Origin of the sequence: Stenotrophomonas sp., assembly GCF_032061965.1 — a bacterium.
Classification (GTDB): Bacteria; Pseudomonadota; Gammaproteobacteria; order Xanthomonadales; family Xanthomonadaceae; genus Stenotrophomonas.
Window position 1 is genome coordinate 19580 of record NZ_DAMBEF010000028.1, and the last position, 20211, is coordinate 39790.

A 20211-nucleotide genomic window follows, 5' to 3' on the forward strand; every position below is an offset into this window, starting at 1 on the left:
CCTTGAATAGATGCTTGGGACTAGCTCAGTTGAACCGCTCTATCCTGTTTCGCAGGTAGACCTTACCACCGATGATCGTGCCTTCTGGAATGGGGAACGGGTCGCCATAGCTCTTGTTCTCGCTTGCGACGTGAATGATGCCCCGATCGATCAATCGCTTGATCTGGTGACCGTTCCCCATGTTGATCAGGTAGATGCCATCCCCATCGAACGAGGTTATGCCTGTATCCACAACCACGGCATCGCCAGGCTGGATAGTTGGCGTCATTGAGTCGCCACTGCCGGAGATAAGGCACAGCCTCCCGGGTGTAGGGACGAAGCCGACGATGCTGCGGATGTAGCTAGGCTCGAAGTCGATAGCGCGGATCACATCCGGATTGTCTAAGTTCTCCACTCCTTCTCCCATGCCGGCCGTCGCGTCCAATTGCTGGACGTGAACGTAGCCTTCGCGCGTCGCCGGGGATGAGATTGTTACTTCGGAGTCAACTCCGGTGCCGGCAAAGTAACCGGGGATGGCGAGAGCCTGCTCAATCTTCTCGATGGAGTCCTCCCCGATGCGCTTTGCTCCTGCTTTGCCCTCCGGGTACAGCATCCGCGACACATACGAAGGTGTAATCCCTACGGCATCGGCAAAACGCGCAGATACACCAGAGAAGCGCTCTTGGATGAGTTGGCGGAGGAGCACGCGGCGACGATCAGCTTTTGTCATTTGAGAAGCGTGACAGGATGTTACCCGCAAGTAACTGACCTGCGGGTATTGCTTTTGATGTACCCATAGGTAAACTCTGGCGCGTATGGACACTCTCCGCGCGCATCTTTCGACCCTCATCCCAGAAGACCAAGCGGCCTACGCAGCCCGCTGCGGCACAACGATCGGCTATCTGCGCAAGGCGTTGAGCAAGGGCCAGCGTTTCGATGGTGGCTTGGTGCGACAGCTCCACGTTGAGAGCGGGGGCGTGGTGTCCCTTACGGAACTGCGCCCGGACATCTGGCCGCCCCTCGAGCAGGAGTTGTCGCTTGCACACGCGGTAGACACACGAATGAGCAAGCGCGCGCTGCGCGCCCGGCTGGGCCTGTTCAGCGACAAGCAGTTGGCGACTGTCCTGCAGCTCCCGCTGCAGCAAGTTGAAGGATGGGAGGAGGAGCGCGCGCTGCCCGCCGTGCCGGAAGTGCTGCGCCTGCTCGGAGTCCAGTCCGCTGCCGCGGTGGACGTGCCGCCGGCGGACCCGGACGACGACCGCATCGTGTCTGTTGAGGTGGCCTGAAATGTCATGCCAAACGCATGCCATTGCAGCGAGCTTCAGTTCTTGCGAGGGCCGCTTGCTGCTCCACCGGTTTTCCGAATGCCGGCTTGCACCATTGCCGCGCGCAGCTTCGGCAACTCTCTTTCTAAAAGCTCCAATTGCTCCAACGTCAGCGTCATTGGAACGAGGTCTCGTTCGGGTGCCGTTTTCTCGCCATCTGCCTCCAGTCGAATGGAGCGGAAGGTGAAGACCGACGCTCCCAACATCGGAACGATATCGATGGCCCAGCCCGTGACTAGCTCCAGCTCTGGCGTGTCCTGTTCGGTCAGCTCCATGTCGCCCTCCTTGCGGGTTGTTCGTGTGGAAACAGCAGCCTACCGCAACGAGGGCGGCTCCCGCCTGCCGGCCCAGAGGGTCCATTGAGATGAGTTCGATTCCTTCCATGGGCAGCAGTCTGGCGACCGGTACCGGCGAAGTCATGAAGCTGGGGAGGCAATTTCTGCCTTCGCGCCAGCAGGTGATCTACGCCTACACGGAGAAGATGCTCAACGAAACGGCGATGAACGCCAACAGCTTCGCTATGCACGTTGCTGAGCAGTATTTCGCAATGACCGCCCCGCACCGGCACGACAAGAAGGCCGTGCCACTGCGGATGGGGCAGGGCGACGATCTGGCTGATGCACTCAAGGCCAACGGCCAGGCGATACGCCGCTACATGGATGGCACGGTCAAAACACTTCCGGCTGACCTGGAAGACGCGTGGGTGCTGAGCCTGCCTGAGCCTTACCGCAGTGACTGCGAGCGGGACTTGGCTGGGCGCCGCGGTCTGCTGCCAATTCGGTTGGCGCTGATCGCTGCAGATGCGGACACCGCCGGCATTGGCAACCTGATGACCGAGTTCGGTTCGTTGGTATCTGCGTTGACCCCGGCCACAGCTGACGGCGTCATCGATGAGCGGGACCGTCCTCACGCGCGCGGGATCATTGAGCGCTGCAACGATGTGGTGATCGCCGCCCTGACGATTCAGCGCCGCTTCGTCGGGCTGTTGGGTGGTGACAAGTGACGCCCCCCCAACCAATTTCCACGCGCAAGCGATACGCGTTGCACGGCTTCACGGTGGCAGAGCTGCGGGGAGAGCTGGATAAACGCCGTCGCGCTGAGGGGAAGCCTCCCCATCAGTGGGACGAACTCCGCTCTGTGTACCTGACCCGGCTCGCCGCTGAGTACCGCGAAAGGCTGGCGGAGGTGGAGGCGAATGGTTCGCCGCGCGGCTACGCCGCCTACGTCCACGCCACTCGGGTCCGTGCGCTGAAAGAGCAGATCTCGAAGTTCGAACGCAACGCCGCGTTGGCAAAGGCCGACGAGAAGAAAGCAGCGGAGGCGCGCAAGCGCCCCTAACCGAATCCCGCCCCTCTAACCGCCGGGTAGCTCCTGGTGGGACAGCCGAACTCCTGCACGGTTGAGGGATGCGGGTAATGCAGGTGGTTGTAGGAGTCATGGCGTGAAACACAGAGCAGAGCCGCATCAGCACACGAGACCGTCGCCATGAGCGTGGAAGCGATCACCTGGGCATTGAAGCTGCCGATCAAGCATTCCTCGGCCAAGTTCGTGCTGACGGTGCTGGCAAACTGCGCCAGCGGCGACACATGGCTTGCATACCCCTCGGTGGCCTATCTGGCCGAGGCGACAGGGCAGGACCGCAAGACGGTTCTTGCCAACCTGGTGCGTCTGCGTGAGTTGGGCTTTATCGAAGACAGCGGCCGACGCATGGGCGATACGAAGCAGGTGATCGTCTACCGGCTGCTCGCAGGTCAACAGATCGAAACGGTACCGAAAACGGAACAGTCCCAAAAGCGGAACAGTTCCGAAAACGGAACAGTCCCAAAAAGCGCTGGAAAGAGTCCCGTTTTTCCCTCCAAACAGTCCCGTTTTTCCGCGAAACAGTCCCAAAAACGGGACACGGAACCGTCAGAACCTAAAGGGAACCGTCAGAACACACACCGCGTGTGTGGAAGCGAGCTCACCACGGCTGACATCGATCGCGAGATCTCGCCACTTGGTTCGCTGCCGGACTGGATCGATCACGAGGTGCTAGCCCAGTTTGTGCGCCATCGACGGGTGTCGAGCCGGACGCTGTCGGTACAGGGCTGGCTGCAGATCCTGCCAACGTTGAAATCGATCGCCGCTGCGGGCGGCGACCCAAACCAATCCCTCCGCGACGCAATGGCTGCAGGCCTTGCGCTGCCCGTCATCCCGAAGCCAGGAGCAAACGTCCATGGAAATCATCCACAGGGTTCTGCCGCCGGAGTCTCCGAGCTCCGAGCCGAGTACGAGCGCCGTCACGGCGGTGGCAACGCTGGCCGCGCAAGCGGAGCAGGACGAGGCCAGCAGGCAGGTGAGGTCATCGATGGCGAGTGCGCCGTTGTCGGCTGAACCCAGTCAGCGCGCAATGGATGCGCTGTGGAACTTGTGGGAGCGCATGGAGGCGATGTTCCCGGGCAAGTGGAAGCGTGACAACGGCTTGGCGCCGGCCAGCGCAGATGGCCCTTTGACCGTTGCGGGTGAGACCTGGGCGCTGGCGCTGAAAGGGTTGCTGCCGCGGCAGTTGGGCGAGGGGATGGCAGCGTGCATGCGGTTGGGCCTGGAGTGGCCGCCGAACCCCTCGAAGTTCCGCGCGCTGTGCCTGGGTCTGCCGTCGCTGGCGCAGGTGGAGCAGGAGCTGCGCCCCGGGCAGGACCGTAGCCCGTTGGCAGTGCTGGTGCGTTCGCTGATGGATTTGCATGCGTTTAACGTTGCCGATGGCTACCAGCAATCCCGAATGGTGGCTGCGGCCTACAGCCAGGCGCTGCAGCATGTCTCTGCCGGTGGCGCGCTGCCGGCTGCCGTCCCGGCGCTTGTCCATGAGAGGCCAGCGTCACCCTGTGTCTCCAACCGGGAATCTGCAGCAGCCGCGATGGCGCGCGCTGCCCAGGAATTGGGGTTCGACTGATGGCGATGCAGCACTCCACCGGCACCCCGACTACAGCTGAGGCTGAGCGCATCGAGCGGGCGAAGGTTGGCCCGTGCATGGCCTGCCTGGTGCTCAAGATGGCCGGCCTTCTGTCCTCGCATCGTGTGGTCTACGGCTGCGACTACAACCACGCCAAGAGCGGGAACCGGCGCCGCGGCCACATGTTCGGCTATGCACTCTGTGTGTGGCACCACCGCCGGCATCCCAATGAGGGCAAGACCTTGGTCCAGACCCGGGCAATCTACGGCCCGAGCCTGATGGACGGCTCTCGGGTGTTCCACGAGACCTACGGCAGCGACGACGACTTGATCGAGCAACAGACCCACGTGAATGAACTAAGGAGAGCAGCATGACCGACGTGCGAGAACTGCTGGCAAGGTTGAATCCGACCACGATCCGGATGGATGTTGGAACGGGTGCGGTGGCCGGTTCCCTTACCAACATCGACATTGCAGCCGCGCTGGGGATGGTGCCCGGTGGAATCGGCCGGGACTTGATGGAGCTCTTGCACGGGCCGAATCCAAGCCGTAATCAAATCGTCAAGGTGCTGGAGGCAATCACTCGACTGGCTATGGAAGAGCGGAACCGTCGCTCAAAGGGTTACTTTGACGCCCGCACCATATGGGGTATCGCGGAGTGCATGGCTAAGTTCCACCGTGAGCGCGACGAAGCGTCCCGACGAAACCTTGAAGTACTGAAGGCGCGCGCTGCGGTTGCCCGCGATCAGTTGTTTCCGGAACGCTTGGAGGAGCGTTTCCCGCAGATCGCGGCTGTCGCGATAGGCTTCATGAAGGGCGAGCGCTTGAGCAACCGCGAGCGCGCGGCTGCTATGGGGGTGAGCGAATCCGCGTACCGTCAGGTATGGGCATCCGTAGTAGATTGGCTGTTGACGCAGTTGATTGAGGCTGAGCAAAGCGCAGCTCGCTGCTTATTGCAGGTTGTACGCTCGGGCGCCCGGGATGGCCTCTGAGATTGGGCCGCGCAGGCTCCGCCTGTGTGACCCTTCTTCGAACATCGGCGCTCAGCTTGCATGCATCAATTTTCCCAGCGCTATTTGAAACAGCGTTGCTTAAGGCGCAGCGCGACGTTCACCAGAACAATGAGTACAGGCACTTCGATCAGTGGACCTATGACGGCAGCGAACGCTACCGGCGAGCTGATGCCGAAGGCAGCTACAGCCACCGCAATAGCCAGTTCGAAGTTGTTGCCAGCTGCAGTAAAGGCGATGGCTGTCGTGCGTGGGTAATCCTTGGCGATCAGCTTGCCCATGAAGAAGCTGACGGTGAACTGGACCAGGAAGTAGATTGCCAACGGGATAGCAATTCGAAGCACATCCCACGGTAGCCGGACCACGTCGCCGCCCTTCATGGCGAACATCACCACGATCGTGAACAACAAGGCCCCCAACGTTATCGGCCCAATGGCGGGCACAAAACTGTGCTCGTACCATTGCAGCCCCTTCGACGTGGTCAACGCTCGGCGTACCAGATATCCAGCGGCAAAGGGAATGCCGAGGTAGATCAGAACTGCCTCGGCAACCGGCCAGAAGCCAACATCGAGCACCACGCCCTGCAGCCCTAGCGCAATTGGCAACCAGGAAAGAAAGAACCAGGCGTAGACGCTGAAGAGCGCGATCTGAAAGAGGGAATTGAAAGCGACCAAGCCGGCAACGTATTGGTTGTCACCTTTTGCAAGCTGGTTCCAGACCAGCACCATCGCGATGCAACGGGCCAGCCCTATCAGGATGAGCCCAGTCATGTATCCGGGCTGGTCGCGCAGGAAGATCACCGCAAGGGCGAACATCAGCGCCGGGCCTATTATCCAGTTCTGGACCAGCGAGAGCGCCAGCACACGTTTGTCCTTGAACACGACGCCCAGTTGCGCGTAGTCCACCTTGGCGAGGGGAGGGAACATCATCAGGATCAGACCGATAGCGATTGGCACGTTGGTGGTGCCGATGCTCAGCGCGTCAATTTGGTGCTGGAGCCCCGGGAACGCGGCGCCCAAGCCAACGCCGACCGCCATTGCCAGGAAGATCCAGACGGTCAGGAAGCGATCAAGGAATGACATGCGCTCCGCACGCGACTCTGCCCTGTTGCTCATTTGCAGCGCCTCGGAGTGCTACAGGATTGGTCGCCTGCGCAGCAGTTTTCGGTCAGGTAGTCGACCAGGCTGTTCATCGCGTCGAAATTGGCGCGATAACAGACGGTGCGGCCGCGCTGCTCAGACGTGACCAAGCCAGCGGCTGCGAGCTCCTTCAGGTGAAAGGACAGTGTGGCGCCGGGAAGTGTGAGTGCCTGGGCGATCTCCCCGGCCAACTTGCCACCGTGACCAGCCTCGACCAGCAGGCGGTAGATCGACAGCCGCGTTCCATGACCAAGAGCGGCTAGTGCTAGCGTTGCAGACTTATGTTCCATAGAACTAGAATAATGGAATTGATTAACAGGGACAACCCATGCTCGACCTTCCCAATATCCACGCCGGCTCTCTACAGCAGCCCGCCAGTTCCGACCTTGAGATCGTCAGAGCGAGCAAGCACCGGCCGCGCATCCTGATCCTCTACGGCTCGCTGCGCGCCCAGTCTTATAGCCGCAAGCTGGCCTTGGAGGCACAGCGCCTGCTGCAACACTTCGGTGCCGAGACCCTGTTGTTCGATCCCCATGAGCTGCCGATGCTGGACGCGGTGCCGGCCGATCATCCCAAGGTGCGCGAACTGCGCGAGGCCTCGCTGTGGTCCGAGGGCCAGGTCTGGATCAGCCCCGAACGGCACGGGACATTGACCGCTGTGCTGAAAAATCAGATCGACTGGCTGCCGCTGGAGGAGGCCGGCATTCGTCCCACCCAAGGCCGCACGCTCGCGGTGATGCAGGTCAGCGGGGGCTCGCAGTCCTTCAATGTGGTGAACGCGTTGCGCGTGCTGGGGCGTTGGATGCGGATGATCACCATCCCCAACCAGTCGTCGGTACCGAAGGCCTGGCAGGAGTTTGATGAACATGGCCGGATGAAGCCATCTGCGTACTACGACCGGGTCGTCGACGTGATGGAGGAACTGGTGAAGTTCACACTGCTGGTCAGGGATCGCAGTGACTATCTTGTTGATCGCTACAGTGAGCGCAAGGGCAACGCCGCGGTGGCGGCTCTTGCGGCGGCCTCGGGCGCCAATTCTCCTCAAGCGGCCGCAGGAGCCGGAGCATGAAGGCGACCATCTACCACAACCCCAGCTGCGGAACCTCCAGGAACGTGCTGGCTCTGATCAGGCATGCGGGGATAGAGCCGGTGATCGTCGACTATCTGACCGACACGCCATCCAAGGCGCGACTGGCTGAGCTCATCAGCAAGGCTGGATTGACCGTGAGGGAAGCAATCCGCCAGAAAGGAACGCCCTACGCTGACCTTGGCCTGGACGATGCGGAGCTTACCGACGATCAGTTGATCGATGCCATGTTGACGCATCCCATCCTGATCAACAGACCGTTCGTGGAAACAGACTTGGGTGTGCGGCTTGCTCGCCCATCCGAAGCCGTTCTGGCAATTCTGCCAGTGGTAGCTAGTCCTTTCGTAAAGGAAGACGGCGAGGTGGTCATTGATGGGCGCGCGAAGAGGCCTGTGCCCTGATCTTCGCTCACCAGCGACCAACGTCGGCGAGGACTGAATGCGCAGGATATTCACCGTCAACCGTTGCGCTATTTGGACGAGGGAATGCGGGTTTGGAGTACAGAGTGCGCAGGTGATACCTGCGCACCTTCAGCGCTATATTCCTAACATCGCGAGATTAAGCCCGGCACAGGCCGGGCTTTTCTATTTCAACCCGATCACCATCGCCCCGTAAGCTCCTCCGCTCGCCGTGAGGTGATTGGGGCCGGTGCCGCGCGCAAGCGCGCCAGAATCGCCATGACTGGCCTGCGCACCAGGCAGTGGTGGTGATCGGACCTTCTACGCCCGTCCACTCTCACCGGAACAACGACTGAGCCCAGCCGGGCTGCGGTGACGGGCACCTTTTGCCATACAGGGGATTCACCCATGAACGCCAAGCAGGAGCCGCGCGGGGTCCGCAATAACAACCCGGGCAACTTGGACCGCGGGGCTATCGTGTGGCGCGGTGAGGACCGTAGTGCCGCGGCACTGGCGAGCGAGAAGCGCTTCTGTGTGTTCGAGACGCCGCAGGCCGGTTTCCGCGCGCTGGCCAGGACGCTGCTGACCTATCAGAACAAGCACGGACTGCGGACTGTGCGGGAAATGATCAACCGTTGGGCGCCGCCGGTGGAGAACAACACTGAGGCGTACATCGCCCAGGTGGCCCGGGAGGTTGGGGTGGGCAGCCGTGAAATCGTCAGCCTCAGCAAGCAGGTGCCGCTGCAGCGCATGGTTACGGCCATTGCCCGACACGAGAACGGCGGGCTGTTCTGGGATGAGGCTGTGATTGAGGCTGGCGTGCGCCAGGCTCTGGCCTGATGGACGGTGATCCGACGACCGCGCCGTGGTGGGCTGCAGGTGGCGCCTTCGCTCTCTGGGCCGTGCGGGAGATCTGGGGCGTCATCAACAGCCGGAAGAAAGAGCGGACTGAGACGGACGCCAACGTCACCCTGGTAAGCGGGCTGACTGAACGCATCGACCGGTTGGAGCAATCACAGGCACGGATGGGTACGCAGTTGGACGAGGAAATCAAGCTGCGGCGTGAGGCGCAGGAAGAGGCGCACCGGCTACGCATGCGAGTGCAGACGCTGGAAGGCCTGCTCCGTGGGCTGGGGGCGGTGATCCCGCCCGAACCGCCATGATGTACTTGGGCATAGGCCTGCTGGCCGGCCTGGCCGTTGCCGCGCTGGCGCACTGGCACGGCGACATAGGAATGGACCCTTGAAGGACGACTACTGCCGCCGGTCTTGGGTTGCCCGATAGAGCGCCTCGCAGATCTGCCTGCCAGTCTTTTCGAACGATTCGTGTAGCGGCTTCTCGCTTCCTTGGCTTTTCGCAGACCGAATAGCCTCCTCGTAAACGGTTGTCAGGCGGATGGCCAAAGGTCCCGCCCCAGAAAGACCCCAGAACCTGGCCAGTTGGGACATCGCCAAAGTGAGTGCCTTCGACTTCCCCTGTTCGGCCCGCAGCTTTTCTGTTAGCTCGGTAACCTGGGATTCGAGGACCGCAAGGCGCGCTTCGACGTCATTTTCCATTGGGCCGGGTGTTGGGTGGAGAAGGGCGCAGAGATTAACCCAATCGGGGTTCCGCCTAGGGAACCTATTCACAGTTGCTGTCGATTTGGAGGTTTGAGATGCGCATTCGTTTGAGGGGCAGTCTTGCCCACTTCCAGCCCGATCTGCATCCGGCACATGGCCCGCAGGTGTGGCCGTGGTGGAGGCTGGTGAGCTTGGGCCTTGTGCGCCTTGACGTGGCCAAGCCGTCCATGGCCTGGCGGCTCTGGGTCTACACCCGGTGGGGAGCGGGCTACGGTGATTTCGTGCTGGACCGCCGAAAGCTGGTTGCAGCATGACCCGCGCCCATATCCTCGCGGGCCTCCTGCTGTTCCTCGCTGGCTGCCTGCTGGGGCGGGAGTGGCGCGATCGTAGTGCGGACATTGCCGCCGGCAAGCAGGAAGTGAAGCAGCTCACCAGCCAAGTGCTGGCAGAGCAGGGTGCACGCGCGCTGGAACAGACCGAAGGCCAGGAGCTGGCCAAGATCGGAGCGAAGCATGAACAAGACCGGGAAGCGACCGAGGCCGTCCCTGCTGCTGTTGTTGCTGACCTGCGTGCTGGCAACCTCCAGCTGCGCCGGCAGTGGGCAGCGTGTGAAACCAACCGCGTGTCCGAATCCGCAGCCGGCGCCGCCGAACGTGATGCGCTCGCCGAACTACGAGCAAAGGATCAGGGCGATCTTGTTCGAATCGGGCGAGACGCCGACGATCAGGTCCGAGCCTGCCAAGCGGTAGTCATCGAGGATAGGAAGTGAGCGCTCGGAACGAAGCGTTTCGATGAAGCGAAAGCCGGCGCGGGAGTATATCCCCGCGCCGGAAACGTTCACTTATGGATGATTACTTCGCCAACGCGCGCATTCCAACTCTCGACCACAACGCATCCCGTCTCATTGCAGAAGGTCGTGGTGCAGCGCAACCAACCATCGCCAATAGGGCTGCATGAGGTGCTCAGGTTGCCCCCGCCGGGACCGGCGACGGCGGGAGCGGCGATAGGAAGGGTGGCGACTGTGGCTGCAATCGCCGCAGCTAGGACAGAAACAAGACCAACAACTTTCATAGAAAACTCCTTTTCTAGTGAAGCGATGGATTATTAGCCGAAGTCCGATTGCCGATTCCTTCGGCGTTTTTACAGTCGCACAGAATCTGTCAGGGGGCAAATTTCCATTTGCTGATAGATGATGGCGTGACATGAGGTAGTTCGGGTCGGTCGCCTGTAAGCGACCTAGCGAATCAAATAACCATGGGCCCCGGCAATCCCGGGGCTTTTCTTTTGGAGAATCCGTCGTGCATGACAAGAAGGCAGCGATTCCTGTCCCATCGGGCCTAGTGGTTGTTACGCAGGCTGGTAAGGCCAAGGCAGGGCAGGTCCACACCTGCATCAGCCGGCAGCCCACGTGGGCGACAAAAGCTTACGCATGGCTCCATGACAAGGCGCCGTACCCAATCAACCGCGTTCGCGCGCTGCTGGAGCGGTGGATGGCCAAGCAGGAAGCCATCGACCTGATGAAGGGGCAACTCGGCCGGATCGAAACGAAGCTGGATCAGCTGATTGAGGCGCTGGCTGACGACGACTTGGGCGAAGTGCAGAACGTCGTATCCGTGTCCCTCAGTGGTGAGCCGCTGGGCCGTGAGCGCGACCAAACACAAGGACTCAGCTGATGCCCTCCTTCGCACCAAGCCACAAGCCGATGCAGCGCATGGCACCTGTCTATGAGCCTCCCGGCCAGCAGCCGCCCAGCTATGGGAATGGGAGGGGCGGCAGGCCGTGGCGCCGGCTACGTGATGCGGTCCTCAAGCGTGACTGCTACCTGTGTCAGTGTCTGGCCTGCAAGGCCGCTGGACTGCCACTGCTGGCCGATGAGGTCGATCACATCGTGCCCATAGCCGAGGGTGGGACGGATGCAGAGAGCAACCTGCAGGCAATGAACCGTGACTGCCACGCAAAGAAGACTGCGCAAGAGGCTGCACGCGGAGTGAGACGTCGAGTGGAGTCCGACTCCACCCATGTAGGCCTATAGACAAGCGGGTAGGCGATGGAATGAGAGTGGTTCGCAATAAATTACGAAAAATGATGGTTATTGAGAATGATTCGCAATAGACCCGGGGGGAGGGGAAAAAGTCGGGAGGCTTACACCTCGGACACCGGCCGCCCAGTGGTTTTTTTGCACCGTCAATTCAGAAAATTCAGTTTTTGAGGTACCCATGGCCCGTCCCCGCAAACCGACATCGCTAAAAGTGGTGGCCGGCACGGATCGGCCAGACCGTGACCCGGCGCCGGCCTCCGATCTTCCCTTGGTCGAAGACATACCGCCGCCGCCCGATTGGCTCCCGAATGCGCACGCGCGCAAGGAGTGGGAGCGGTTGGCCCCCATTCTCCACGCCAACAAGTTGCTGACTGAGGCCGGTCTATCTGCCCTCGGACAGCTATGCGCCCTGCATGGCAAGACAGTGCAGCTCTATGCGGCAGGCGAGGCTCCGGTCGCTTCGATGGTCGCCCAGCTGCGCGGACTTATGAATGACTTCGGGCTTACCCCCGTTGCACAAGGGAAGGTGAAGCCAAATGGCGGCACGGAAAAGCCGGGGAACAAGTTCGGGGCACTCGGCCAGCCCGGCACCAGGTGACTACGTTGATGTGGCCGTGGCCTATGCCACCGATGCGGCAGCGAACAAGGGCAAGCGCTACGGCAGGCTGATCCAACTCGCCGCGAAGCGTTTCCTCAATGATCTGAAGCGGGCGAAGAAGAAGGGCGCGCCGTTCTACTTCTCGCCCGAGCACGCCAACCACGTCTGCGGTTGGATCGAGTTGTTGCCTCACGTCGAGGGCAAGTGGGAGACGCCGGAAATCCGGCTGCATGCCTCCCATGTGTTCTTCCTCGTGCAGCTGTTCGGGTTCCGCAAGCCGGACGGCAATGTAACGCAGGCCTCTTCGCCCGCCTCGGTCCGGCGGTTCACCTCGGCGCTGTTCGCGGTGGCACGAAAGAATGCGAAGTCCACGCTGGCGGCGGCCATTCTGCTGTACTGCGAATGCTGCGAAAACGAGGAAGGCGCCCAGGTCATTTCGGCAGCCACGACGTATTCGCAGGCGTCGATCATCTTCAACGTCGCCAAACGCATGGTGGAGAAGACCCCAGACCTGCGCGAGCAGTACGGGCTGGAAACGTGGGCTAAGTCGATCAGCCGAGTGGAAATCGGTGCCAGCTTCAAGCCGGTGCATGCGAAGGCCAGCACCCAGGACGGCTTGAACCCATCACACGTGGGGCTGGACGAAATCCACGCGCACAAGACGCCTGATCTGCTGAACGTTCTGCAGTCTGCGGCTGGTGCACGCGGCAACCCGCTGTGGCTGTTCACCACGACCGAGGGCTACACCAACCCTGGGCCTTGGGCTGAAATACGCCAGTTTGCCAAGCAGTTGCTGGAAGGTGTCTTCAAGGACACCGCCGATCACTATTTGGCCGTGTTCTACGCGGTGGACAAGGACGACAGGGATTTCGATGAGGCGTCTTGGTTCAAAGCCAATCCGCTCTTGGATGTTAATCCCAAGCTCCTGGATGCGATTCGCAAGGAATCGGTCGAAGCCAAGGCGATGCCGTCCAAGCTGGCCGAGTTCCAGATCAAACGGCTGAACCGGCCGGCATCACAGGCGAACGGATTCATTCTTCTGCCGAAATGGAAGAAGTGCGCGGGGTTGGTTGACTTGGATCGATTGCGAGATATCCCATGTTGGGGAGGCCTCGATCTAGCGAGCACTACCGATTTGACCTCCATGCGGTTGGTCTGGCGTGTTGAAGACCGAATTCTCACTTGGGGTAGGCGCTGGGTGCCGGAAGAGGCAGTGAAATCGCGCGGAGAACGAGGGACGGTGCCTTACCCAGGCTGGGTTGCCGCCGGCCATATGGAGCAGACCGAAGGCGAGGTTACTGACTACTCCGTGATTGAAGCAGCGATTCTGGATGTCAAGGAGCGCTTCAATCTCCAGGCAATGGCGTTTGACCGCTGGAACGCGACAGAGATGGTCAGCCGCTTGGTAAAGGCGGAAGTGCCGATGGTGGAGTTCATTCAAGGCCCGAAGTCCTACCACCCCGCCATTCGGGAAATGGAAATGGCGTACGTCGCGGGACGCTTGGTTTACAGCGAAGACCCGGTGTTGACGTGGTGCGCCTCGAACCTTGTTGTACGGCGAGATCAGAACTTGAACATGGCGCCGGACAAGCGCAAGTCGCCGGAAAAGATCGATGACATGACAGCCCTCCTTATGGCGATTGGCCTGAGCATTCCGGCGGACTCGACCGAGGAAGGAAATATGGACGACTGGCTAAACGATCCCGTGAGGAAAGCAAGGTGAAAAGAAACCCGCCGAGAGCCGGCATCATGGGTCGTATCGCCGCGGCAATTGATGGCTGGGTGCGTTCCTTCACGACGAGGGATGAGGAACTATACGTTGACCGAGACATGCTCAGCGAAGCGGGCGTTTCGGTTACGCCGCGTGCGGTGCTCCAGGTCGATGCGGTCTGGGCGTGTGTGCGTTTGATCTCGGAGACGATCGCGACCTTGCCGCTGTCGATCTACGAGCGCACCAGCAGCGGAAAACAGGTGGCAAGCGGTCACCCGCTCCATTTCGTGGTGCATGACCAGCCAAATGGCGATTCAACGGCTGCGATCTTCTGGGAGGCCATGATCGTCGCAATGCTGCTGCGCGGCAACGCGCATGCGGAAAAGCTCTACGCGGGGCAGCGAGTCATTGGCTTGCAGTTCCTGGACCCGGGCAGGTTGACGGTGACCCAGGATGCCAGCGGAAACAAGGTATATACCTACAAGCGCTCGAACGGAACGCCTCGAGTGATTCCTGCGAATCGAATCTGGAGAATTCCAGGTTTCACGCTGGATGGGGAGAACGGGGTCTCGGTGATCGCCTATGGTGCCAAGGTGTTCGGGAGTGCGATCGCGGCTGATCGGGCTGCGGCACGCACGTTCAAAAATGGCCTTCTGCAGACCGTCTACTACAAGATCAATACCTTCCTGAAGCCCGAACAGCGGGCAGATTTCAAGAAGAACTTGCTAGGGACGATTGAGCGCGGCGAGACGCCGCTGCTGGAAGGTGGCACCGAAGCAGACACTCTCGGCATCAACCCAGCCGACGCGCAGCTTTTGGAATCGCGTTCTTTCGCTGTTGAGTCCATCTGTCGCTGGTTCCGCGTGCCGCCATGGATGGTAGGGCACACCGAAAAATCAACCAGTTGGGGCACTGGCATCGAGCAACAGATGATCGGCTTCCTGACATTCACGCTGAGCCCTTGGCTTCGACGGATTGAACAGGCCATCAGCAAGGACCTGATGACGCCAGCCGAGCGGATAAGGTTCTACCCAAAATTCACGGTTGAAGGTCTACTGCGTGCAGATAGCGCTGGCCGTGCTGCGTTCTATGGGGTGATGGTCGATAAGGGCATTCTCACCCGCGATGAGGTGCGAGCGCTGGAGGACCGGGCCCCGATGGGCGGGAATGCCGCCGTGCTAACCGTGCAATCCGCCATGACCACGCTGGACAGCGTTGGCCAGGCTTCCGATGTAAACCAAGCCAGGGCCGCGATCCGCGGGTTCCTCGGTTTCGACGACGACAAGAAGGACTGACCACATGACGATCAAGACGCTGCCGGGTGTCCCGGAGGGTCGCCCCTGCGCCGCTGTCAGCAGCCAGATCCAACCGCGCGCACTTGACCGCTGGGAGGCCGGCGTCAGGGCGGCCTCCGAGACCGAAGCGGATCGGTCCATCAGCATCTACGACGTGATCGGCTACGACTATTGGACGGGAGAAGGCGTGACCGCCAAGCGCATCGCGGCATCCCTGCGTGGGATGGGGAAAGGACCGGTCACGGTCAACATCAACAGCCCCGGCGGCGACATGTTCGAAGGCCTCGCGATCTACAACCTCCTGCGCGAGCACGAGGGCGAGGTCACCGTGAAAGTGCTGGGTCTCGCGGCATCGGCTGCATCCGTCATCGCAATGGCCGGTGACACCGTCCAGATCGCGCGCGCCGGCTTCCTGATGATCCACAACGCCTGGGTTGTTGCTGTGGGCAATCGCCATGACCTCGCCGACGTGGCCGCAACCCTCAAGCCCTTCGATGACGCGATGGCCAGCATCTACGCCGCTCGCACCGGCGCGGAGCAGAAGGCCATGTCCAAGCTAATGGACGCCGAGACGTGGATCGGCGGCGCCTCCGCTGTGGAGGACGGGTTCGCCGACGAACTGCTTGCTTCCGACCAGGTGGAGAAGGGTGCCAGCAAGGAGAGCGCCTCGGCGGTCCGTCGCGTTGAAGCGGGCTTGCGCGCCACCGGCATGCCGAAATCGGAAGCCATGCGTCTGATCAGTGAAATCAAGTCCAGCCGGGGCGATCCCGCTGGCAGCGGTGGGGGCGATCCCACCGATAAAGGCCAGAAGGCCATCCGTGTGCAGGCAGATCCCCTGCCTCGCCTGTCGTTCAACCTCCCGCAATAGGAGCAACACCCAATGAAGTCCATGAAGCTTTCCGCGACCTTCTATCTGGTCGTTCTCGCCATCGCCTCGGCGATTCCCCTGTTGGTCGGCGCAACCGCGAACCTGTCCCTGCCCGTCATCGGGCTGAGTTTGCTGGGTAGTGCAGGCGTGGTTGCTCTGGCATCCATGCTGATCAAGCCCAGTGCCGGCCGGCAGTTCCGTTGCCACTCGCAGTTCGGCGATGTCGGCGAGGATGTCGAAAAGCAGTACAAGCAGGTCAGTGCCGACCTGAAAACTGTCGGTGACCAGCTGAAGTCCTACGCGGAAGTGGCCGCGAAGAACTCCGAGCTGTCGTCCGAAACCCGCGCCAAGGTCGACGAAATGTTTACCAAGCAGGGTGAGCTGCAGGCCAACCTCCAGGCCGCCGAGCAGAAGCTGGCCAAGATCGAGGCCAACGGTGCCGGTGGTGACGTGCAGCACCAGACGTTTGGCCAGCAGTTCGTGAACGGGGACGAGTTCCAGGCCTTTGCGGCCAGGACCACCCCGCGCGGTCGCGTCGACATGACCTTCAGTGCTGCAATCACTTCGGTCACCACGGACACCGATGGCGCGGCCGGCGACCTGGTCACCACTACCCGCCTGCCGAGCGTTATCGCGCCGTCCAATCGCCGTCTGACGGTGCGTGACCTGATCACCCCGGGCCGTATGGACGGCAACACGCTGGAGTACGTGAAGGAGACCGGTTTCACCAACAACGCTGCGCCGGTCGCCGAAGGTGCTAAGAAGCCGGAGTCCACCCTGAAGTTCGATCTGGTGAGCACCACGGCCAAAGTGATTGCGCACTACATGAAGGCATCGCGCCAGATCCTCAGCGATGCCTCGCAGCTGGCCAGCTACATCGACGGTCGCCTGCGCTACGGACTGGCCTTCAAGGAAGAGCAGCAGCTGCTCAATGGCGACGGCACGGGCCAGAACCTGTTGGGCATCATCCCGCAGGCCACGGCCTACGTTGATCCGATCGCCCTGGCCGACGCCACCGTGATCGACAAGATCCGCTTGGCCATGCTGCAGGCCCAGTTGGCAGAGTTCCCGGCCAGCGGCATCGTGATGAACCCCATCGACTGGGCGCGTGTCGAGCTGGAGAAGGACACCACGGGCCGTTACATCATCGGCAACCCGCAGGGCGTCATCGGCGCCACCCTGTGGAACCTGCCGGTGGTGACCACTCAGGCCATTGCCGAGGACAAGTTCCTGACCGGCGCGTTCAAGCTTGGCGCTCAGGTGTTCGACCGCTGGCAGGCGCGCGTCGAGGTGGCCACCGAGAACGAGGACGACTTCGTCAAGAACCTGGTGACGATCCTGGCTGAAGAGCGCCTGGCTCTGGCCGTGTACCGCCCGGAAGCCTTCATCTACGGCGACCTGGGCAACGTCGCTTAATCCACCGTTCCAGAGCAACCCGGCCTGCCACAGCGCAGGCCGGGTTTGGAGATGACCATGCTGATCAAGTTCAAAGAGCCCGACCCGCGCGCCGGCACGACCGTTCGGATGGACAGCTGCCGCGGGCAGTACTTCATCGACATAGGCTCCGCCGACGCGGTGAGTGAGCAGCCTTCGACCGAGTTGCCGCCGCCGACTCTGGAAGATGCGTTGCCTGCGGCGGAATTCTCGGAAGCCGCCGCCGCTGTGACTGAACAGCCTGCCAGCAAAAAGAGCCGCCAGGGCAAGGGCAAGGCTTGACCGTGGAACTGATCACCATCGAACAGGCCCGGGCGCACTGCCGGACCGAACCCAACGATGACGCGCTGCTGGAGCTGTACGGTACCGCTTCGGAGGGGGCTGCGCAGCAGTTCCTCAACCGTCGAGTGTTCCCGGACGACGATTCCATGGCTGCCGCTGTTCTCGATGGCACTGCAGGCGCAGACCCCATGCTCGTCAATGACTCGATCAGGGCTGCTGTGCTCCTGCTGCTGGGTCACCTGTACCGAACGCGGGAGGAAGTGCAGGGAAGCGACGGGGCAACTGTCCAGGTCCCGTTGGGCGCCCATAGCCTGCTCTGGCCGTACCGCACAGGGCTGGGGGTCTGATGAGCATCGGAGCAGGCGAGCTGCGACACCGCGTCTTGATCCAGCAGCATGTGACAACCCGCGACGACGATGGCGTGGCCCACACCGCGTGGACCGACGTGGCCACAGTCTGGGCATCGGTCGAGCCGCTGTCGGCCCGGGAGTTCATCCAGTCTGGCCAGACGCAAGCGGCTATTACGGCCCGGATCACCATTCGGTACCGCGCCGACCTTCAGGCGTCGATGCGCATCCTTCATCGGGGACAGGTCTACAACATCGCAGGCCTTCTTCCCGACAAGGTGTCCGGGCTGGAATACATCACGATCCCGGTATCTGCCGGCGTCAATGAGGGGCAATAGCCATGAACGTTGGCCGAGTCGAGATCAAGGGCGCAGACGCCGTGATGAGCATTCTGCGAAGCCTGCCAGCCGAGGTGGTGAGCAAGAAGGGTGGGCCGGTAAAACTGTCCTTGGCCAAAGGCGCGAGATACCTCCGGGACCGGGAGCGGGAGGCGTTGCGGTCAGTGATTGAGGAGGGGGACCAGTCTACGGGCCTGCTGGAGGAGAACATCATCGCCAGCCGAGGAAAGGCGCCAACTGGCGGAAACGGTGAACGCTACTTGGTTCGCATCAAGCGCAAGATGTATCCAGGCCGTAAGGGCGAGCAGGTCAGTACCTTGAAGTCCGCTCAGCTCAAGGAATATGGCTCAGCGCATCAGCCGGCGCGCTCCTTCATCCGACGCACTGTGCAGACCCACGCTGCGCGCACGATCACCATTGTGGTGGATGACCTGAAATCTCGCCTGGACAGAGTAGTTAGAAGGCTCGCCACGACGGGCGGGGGAGGGCGCTGATGTTTCCCAAGGTGTTCAAAGTCATCAGCACCAACGACGTGAAATCCATTGTTGGTACTCGCATTGGTCGCCATGGTGAAGTCTCGCCGGGCGAGACAAAGCCTTACATCACGTGGCAGATCGTCGGCGACGATCCTCAGCTGCAGCTCAGCGGCGGGCCTTGCACCAACTTCACCGCGATCCAGATTGACTGCTACCACGCCACCGATGCGGGCATTGAGCAGCTTGCTGTGGCGGTACGCGCTGCTCTGGACGCCGCCAGGGTGGCAAACCGGGTAGTGATCGACGCTCGGGATACAGAGACCCGGCTGTATCGGGTAGGCCTGCAGGCCGACTTCATCGGGTTGTAACCCGAACTTCAATCAGCACACGCCGCCGCAAGGCGGTTTTTTTATGCCCGAAGGAGGGCTCAGCAATGGCTGAAATTGACGAAACCGTCCAAACCCAAGGGACGCAGCTGTTTTTCGTGGACACCCTCACCACTCCCGCGACCCCGCGCCTTGTGATGTTGAACTGCCCCACCGGCATCACCGGGATGGGCGGCGGCGCGCCGTCGCAGATCTCGACCACGTGCCTTGGCAACAAGGAGGGCGAAACGTCCAAGCCGGGATTGAATCAGGTCTCGACCTTGTCTGTCCCGTACAACTTCAAGCCGTCGCGCATTTCGCACCGGCTTCTGTCGGACATGCAGAAATCGAAGAAGACGTTCCACTGGATGGCCTGCCTGTCCGATGGCGTCGATCCCCCTGAGATGGATATCGACGGGACGCTCACCGCTCCCGAGGGTCGCACGTCCATCGAGTTCGATGCGTACGTGGCCACCAACACCCTGGACATCGCTACCAACGAGATCGTGCGCGGCACCGCCGGCCTCACCCAGCAGGCGGAAGGGCAGATCTTCCACTGGAACGGCGCCCCGGTGAACAACGACGACATCGTTCCGTAAGCATCGCATCCATGCGCCGGTCCCTTGGCGGGCCGGCGCTGCCAGAGGAAAACCATGAAGCTACCTGACTCTCTGTTCGTATCCCCGACCAGCCATCAGCGACCCATCAAGCTGCCTGACGGAACGGAACACATTTTCAACTTCCGCGAGCTGCCAAGCGTGGACTTCCGCCAGATTGTGCAACTGGAGGCCAATGACGACCCAGCCCGCCGTGCCTCTGCGGTGGCGCTGGCCGTGTCCATGTCCATCGTGGATGACGAAGGAAAACGCGTCATGACCATGGAGGTTGCCTCAACGCTGAAGCCTTCTGTCGCTATGGCGATGTGGGCGGTGATCGTGGAGGTCAACAAGTTCCAGGGAAAAGTTCATTCGTCGCCCGAGGCGGCGAGTGGTTCAAGTACCAACTCGCCCTGAGTCTTGGGAAAACCCTCGGAG

The 20211-nt window shown here is 61.4% G+C and carries 30 protein-coding genes; 26 read left to right on the top strand and 4 right to left on the bottom strand.

Annotated elements, in window-relative coordinates:
• Positions 1–25 precede the first annotated feature (25 nt).
• Complete coding sequence (locus RT460_RS14150) at positions 26–709, bottom strand: S24 family peptidase (protein ID WP_313319561.1); 684 nt, start codon at positions 707–709, stop codon at positions 26–28.
• Between the two features lie 85 nt (positions 710–794).
• Between RT460_RS14150 and RT460_RS14155 the strand changes: the two genes are divergently transcribed.
• Entirely contained in the window at positions 795–1265 is a 471-nt protein-coding gene (locus tag RT460_RS14155) for a hypothetical protein (protein ID WP_313319562.1), read from the top strand.
• Positions 1266–1300: 35 nt separating this feature from the next.
• Here RT460_RS14155 and RT460_RS14160 read toward each other — a convergent pair whose 3' ends face one another.
• Positions 1301–1579, bottom strand: coding sequence for a hypothetical protein (locus tag RT460_RS14160; protein WP_313319563.1), 279 nt, complete (start codon positions 1577–1579; stop codon positions 1301–1303).
• A gap of 89 nt (positions 1580–1668) precedes the next feature.
• On the opposite strand from RT460_RS14160, the gene RT460_RS14165 reads away from it, so the two are divergent.
• The 6 genes from RT460_RS14165 (at position 1669) to RT460_RS14190 (ending at position 5224) form a co-directional block, all read left to right on the top strand.
• Entirely contained in the window at positions 1669–2307 is a 639-nt protein-coding gene (locus RT460_RS14165) for a hypothetical protein (protein ID WP_313319564.1), read from the top strand.
• Positions 2304–2642, top strand: coding sequence for a hypothetical protein (locus RT460_RS14170; RefSeq protein ID WP_313319565.1), 339 nt, complete (start codon positions 2304–2306; stop codon positions 2640–2642). Before RT460_RS14165 ends, RT460_RS14170 begins: the two co-directional genes overlap by 4 nt.
• A 147-nt stretch (positions 2643–2789) precedes the next feature.
• A complete protein-coding gene (locus RT460_RS14175; protein WP_313319566.1) occupies positions 2790–3677 on the top strand; it encodes a helix-turn-helix domain-containing protein in 888 nt (295 codons plus the stop codon).
• Positions 3652–4233 (top strand): hypothetical protein, encoded by a 582-nt coding sequence (locus RT460_RS14180; RefSeq protein WP_313319567.1) that lies wholly within the window; start codon positions 3652–3654, stop codon positions 4231–4233. The genes RT460_RS14175 and RT460_RS14180 overlap by 26 nt, the downstream gene beginning before the upstream one ends.
• Entirely contained in the window at positions 4233–4607 is a 375-nt protein-coding gene (locus RT460_RS14185) for a Ref family recombination enhancement nuclease (RefSeq protein WP_313319568.1), read from the top strand. The genes RT460_RS14180 and RT460_RS14185 overlap by 1 nt, the downstream gene beginning before the upstream one ends.
• Positions 4604–5224: a hypothetical protein gene (locus RT460_RS14190; protein WP_313319569.1), complete on the top strand. Its 621-nt coding sequence runs from the start codon at positions 4604–4606 to the stop codon at positions 5222–5224. Before RT460_RS14185 ends, RT460_RS14190 begins: the two co-directional genes overlap by 4 nt.
• Before the next feature lie 80 nt (positions 5225–5304).
• On the opposite strand, the gene arsB is transcribed toward RT460_RS14190, so the two are convergent.
• Both arsB and RT460_RS14200 read right to left on the bottom strand, forming a co-directional pair.
• On the bottom strand, positions 5305–6357 hold the full coding sequence (gene arsB, locus RT460_RS14195) for an ACR3 family arsenite efflux transporter (RefSeq protein ID WP_313319570.1): 1053 nt from the start codon (positions 6355–6357) through the stop codon (positions 5305–5307).
• Positions 6354–6671, bottom strand: a complete 318-nt coding sequence (locus tag RT460_RS14200) for a metalloregulator ArsR/SmtB family transcription factor (protein ID WP_313319571.1) — start codon at positions 6669–6671, stop codon at positions 6354–6356. The genes arsB and RT460_RS14200 overlap by 4 nt, the downstream gene beginning before the upstream one ends.
• Positions 6672–6709: 38 nt before the next feature.
• Between RT460_RS14200 and arsH the strand changes: the two genes are divergently transcribed.
• The 19 genes from arsH to RT460_RS14295 all read left to right on the top strand — a co-directional run bounded on the left by arsH (position 6710) and on the right by RT460_RS14295 (position 20190).
• Positions 6710–7450: an arsenical resistance protein ArsH gene (gene arsH / locus RT460_RS14205; protein WP_313319572.1), complete on the top strand. Its 741-nt coding sequence runs from the start codon at positions 6710–6712 to the stop codon at positions 7448–7450.
• Positions 7447–7869, top strand: coding sequence for an arsenate reductase (glutaredoxin) (gene arsC, locus RT460_RS14210; protein ID WP_313319573.1), 423 nt, complete (start codon positions 7447–7449; stop codon positions 7867–7869). Before arsH ends, arsC begins: the two co-directional genes overlap by 4 nt.
• Before the next feature lie 405 nt (positions 7870–8274).
• On the top strand, positions 8275–8706 hold the full coding sequence (locus RT460_RS14215) for a structural protein P5 (RefSeq protein WP_313319574.1): 432 nt from the start codon (positions 8275–8277) through the stop codon (positions 8704–8706).
• A complete protein-coding gene (locus RT460_RS14220; RefSeq protein ID WP_057626656.1) occupies positions 8706–9029 on the top strand; it encodes a hypothetical protein in 324 nt (107 codons plus the stop codon). Before RT460_RS14215 ends, RT460_RS14220 begins: the two co-directional genes overlap by 1 nt.
• Positions 9030–9520: 491 nt before the next feature.
• Positions 9521–9739, top strand: coding sequence for a hypothetical protein (locus tag RT460_RS14225; protein WP_313319575.1), 219 nt, complete (start codon positions 9521–9523; stop codon positions 9737–9739).
• Positions 9736–10194, top strand: coding sequence for a lysis system i-spanin subunit Rz (locus tag RT460_RS14230; protein ID WP_313319576.1), 459 nt, complete (start codon positions 9736–9738; stop codon positions 10192–10194). The genes RT460_RS14225 and RT460_RS14230 overlap by 4 nt, the downstream gene beginning before the upstream one ends.
• Positions 10195–10723: 529 nt before the next feature.
• Positions 10724–11098, top strand: coding sequence for a hypothetical protein (locus RT460_RS14235; RefSeq protein WP_313319577.1), 375 nt, complete (start codon positions 10724–10726; stop codon positions 11096–11098).
• A 543-nt stretch (positions 11099–11641) separates the two neighbouring features.
• On the top strand, positions 11642–12061 hold the full coding sequence (locus RT460_RS14240) for a P27 family phage terminase small subunit (protein ID WP_313319578.1): 420 nt from the start codon (positions 11642–11644) through the stop codon (positions 12059–12061).
• Positions 12062–12077: 16 nt separating this feature from the next.
• Positions 12078–13784, top strand: a complete 1707-nt coding sequence (locus RT460_RS14245; protein WP_313319579.1) for a terminase TerL endonuclease subunit — start codon at positions 12078–12080, stop codon at positions 13782–13784.
• Complete coding sequence (locus tag RT460_RS14250) at positions 13781–15067, top strand: phage portal protein (RefSeq protein ID WP_313319580.1); 1287 nt, start codon at positions 13781–13783, stop codon at positions 15065–15067. The genes RT460_RS14245 and RT460_RS14250 overlap by 4 nt, the downstream gene beginning before the upstream one ends.
• Positions 15068–15071: 4 nt before the next feature.
• The gene (locus tag RT460_RS14255; protein ID WP_313319581.1) at positions 15072–15935 is read left to right on the top strand and encodes a head maturation protease, ClpP-related; all 864 of its coding nucleotides are present in this window, start codon (positions 15072–15074) and stop codon (positions 15933–15935) included.
• A gap of 12 nt (positions 15936–15947) precedes the next feature.
• Positions 15948–17351 carry a phage major capsid protein gene (locus RT460_RS14260; RefSeq protein WP_313319582.1) on the top strand — a complete coding sequence of 468 codons (1404 nt, stop codon included), beginning with the start codon at positions 15948–15950 and terminating at the stop codon, positions 17349–17351.
• Positions 17352–17408: 57 nt separating this feature from the next.
• On the top strand, positions 17409–17651 hold the full coding sequence (locus RT460_RS14265; RefSeq protein ID WP_313319583.1) for a hypothetical protein: 243 nt from the start codon (positions 17409–17411) through the stop codon (positions 17649–17651).
• Between the two features lie 2 nt (positions 17652–17653).
• Complete coding sequence (locus RT460_RS14270) at positions 17654–17998, top strand: head-tail connector protein (RefSeq protein WP_313319584.1); 345 nt, start codon at positions 17654–17656, stop codon at positions 17996–17998.
• Entirely contained in the window at positions 17998–18336 is a 339-nt protein-coding gene (locus RT460_RS14275; RefSeq protein WP_313319585.1) for a phage head closure protein, read from the top strand. Before RT460_RS14270 ends, RT460_RS14275 begins: the two co-directional genes overlap by 1 nt.
• 2 nt (positions 18337–18338) lie before the next feature.
• Complete coding sequence (locus RT460_RS14280; protein ID WP_313319586.1) at positions 18339–18830, top strand: hypothetical protein; 492 nt, start codon at positions 18339–18341, stop codon at positions 18828–18830.
• On the top strand, positions 18830–19180 hold the full coding sequence (locus tag RT460_RS14285) for a DUF3168 domain-containing protein (RefSeq protein ID WP_313319587.1): 351 nt from the start codon (positions 18830–18832) through the stop codon (positions 19178–19180). The genes RT460_RS14280 and RT460_RS14285 overlap by 1 nt, the downstream gene beginning before the upstream one ends.
• A 65-nt stretch (positions 19181–19245) precedes the next feature.
• Positions 19246–19776, top strand: a complete 531-nt coding sequence (locus tag RT460_RS14290; protein ID WP_313319588.1) for a phage tail tube protein — start codon at positions 19246–19248, stop codon at positions 19774–19776.
• A gap of 54 nt (positions 19777–19830) precedes the next feature.
• On the top strand, positions 19831–20190 hold the full coding sequence (locus tag RT460_RS14295) for a phage tail assembly chaperone family protein, TAC (RefSeq protein ID WP_313319589.1): 360 nt from the start codon (positions 19831–19833) through the stop codon (positions 20188–20190).
• The last annotated feature ends 21 nt before the right edge of the window (positions 20191–20211 follow it).

Coding starts and splice junctions, on each gene's coding strand:
- RT460_RS14215 (WP_313319574.1), top strand. CDS start 8,275: ATGAACGCCAAGCAGGAGCCGCGCGGGGTCCGCAATAACAACCCGGGC.
- RT460_RS14165 (WP_313319564.1), top strand. CDS start 1,669: ATGAGTTCGATTCCTTCCATGGGCAGCAGTCTGGCGACCGGTACCGGC.
- RT460_RS14265 (WP_313319583.1), top strand. CDS start 17,409: ATGCTGATCAAGTTCAAAGAGCCCGACCCGCGCGCCGGCACGACCGTT.
- RT460_RS14275 (WP_313319585.1), top strand. CDS start 17,998: ATGAGCATCGGAGCAGGCGAGCTGCGACACCGCGTCTTGATCCAGCAG.
- RT460_RS14175 (WP_313319566.1), top strand. CDS start 2,790: ATGAGCGTGGAAGCGATCACCTGGGCATTGAAGCTGCCGATCAAGCAT.
- RT460_RS14285 (WP_313319587.1), top strand. CDS start 18,830: ATGTTTCCCAAGGTGTTCAAAGTCATCAGCACCAACGACGTGAAATCC.
- RT460_RS14230 (WP_313319576.1), top strand. CDS start 9,736: ATGACCCGCGCCCATATCCTCGCGGGCCTCCTGCTGTTCCTCGCTGGC.
- RT460_RS14255 (WP_313319581.1), top strand. CDS start 15,072: ATGACGATCAAGACGCTGCCGGGTGTCCCGGAGGGTCGCCCCTGCGCC.
- arsH (WP_313319572.1), top strand. CDS start 6,710: ATGCTCGACCTTCCCAATATCCACGCCGGCTCTCTACAGCAGCCCGCC.
- RT460_RS14190 (WP_313319569.1), top strand. CDS start 4,604: ATGACCGACGTGCGAGAACTGCTGGCAAGGTTGAATCCGACCACGATC.
- RT460_RS14200 (WP_313319571.1), bottom strand. CDS start 6,671: ATGGAACATAAGTCTGCAACGCTAGCACTAGCCGCTCTTGGTCATGGA.
- RT460_RS14240 (WP_313319578.1), top strand. CDS start 11,642: ATGGCCCGTCCCCGCAAACCGACATCGCTAAAAGTGGTGGCCGGCACG.
- RT460_RS14220 (WP_057626656.1), top strand. CDS start 8,706: ATGGACGGTGATCCGACGACCGCGCCGTGGTGGGCTGCAGGTGGCGCC.
- RT460_RS14150 (WP_313319561.1), bottom strand. CDS start 709: ATGACAAAAGCTGATCGTCGCCGCGTGCTCCTCCGCCAACTCATCCAA.
- RT460_RS14260 (WP_313319582.1), top strand. CDS start 15,948: ATGAAGTCCATGAAGCTTTCCGCGACCTTCTATCTGGTCGTTCTCGCC.
- RT460_RS14225 (WP_313319575.1), top strand. CDS start 9,521: ATGCGCATTCGTTTGAGGGGCAGTCTTGCCCACTTCCAGCCCGATCTG.
- arsB (WP_313319570.1), bottom strand. CDS start 6,357: ATGAGCAACAGGGCAGAGTCGCGTGCGGAGCGCATGTCATTCCTTGAT.
- RT460_RS14290 (WP_313319588.1), top strand. CDS start 19,246: ATGGCTGAAATTGACGAAACCGTCCAAACCCAAGGGACGCAGCTGTTT.
- RT460_RS14180 (WP_313319567.1), top strand. CDS start 3,652: ATGGCGAGTGCGCCGTTGTCGGCTGAACCCAGTCAGCGCGCAATGGAT.
- RT460_RS14295 (WP_313319589.1), top strand. CDS start 19,831: ATGAAGCTACCTGACTCTCTGTTCGTATCCCCGACCAGCCATCAGCGA.
- RT460_RS14155 (WP_313319562.1), top strand. CDS start 795: ATGGACACTCTCCGCGCGCATCTTTCGACCCTCATCCCAGAAGACCAA.
- RT460_RS14280 (WP_313319586.1), top strand. CDS start 18,339: ATGAACGTTGGCCGAGTCGAGATCAAGGGCGCAGACGCCGTGATGAGC.
- RT460_RS14185 (WP_313319568.1), top strand. CDS start 4,233: ATGGCGATGCAGCACTCCACCGGCACCCCGACTACAGCTGAGGCTGAG.
- RT460_RS14160 (WP_313319563.1), bottom strand. CDS start 1,579: ATGGAGCTGACCGAACAGGACACGCCAGAGCTGGAGCTAGTCACGGGC.
- arsC (WP_313319573.1), top strand. CDS start 7,447: ATGAAGGCGACCATCTACCACAACCCCAGCTGCGGAACCTCCAGGAAC.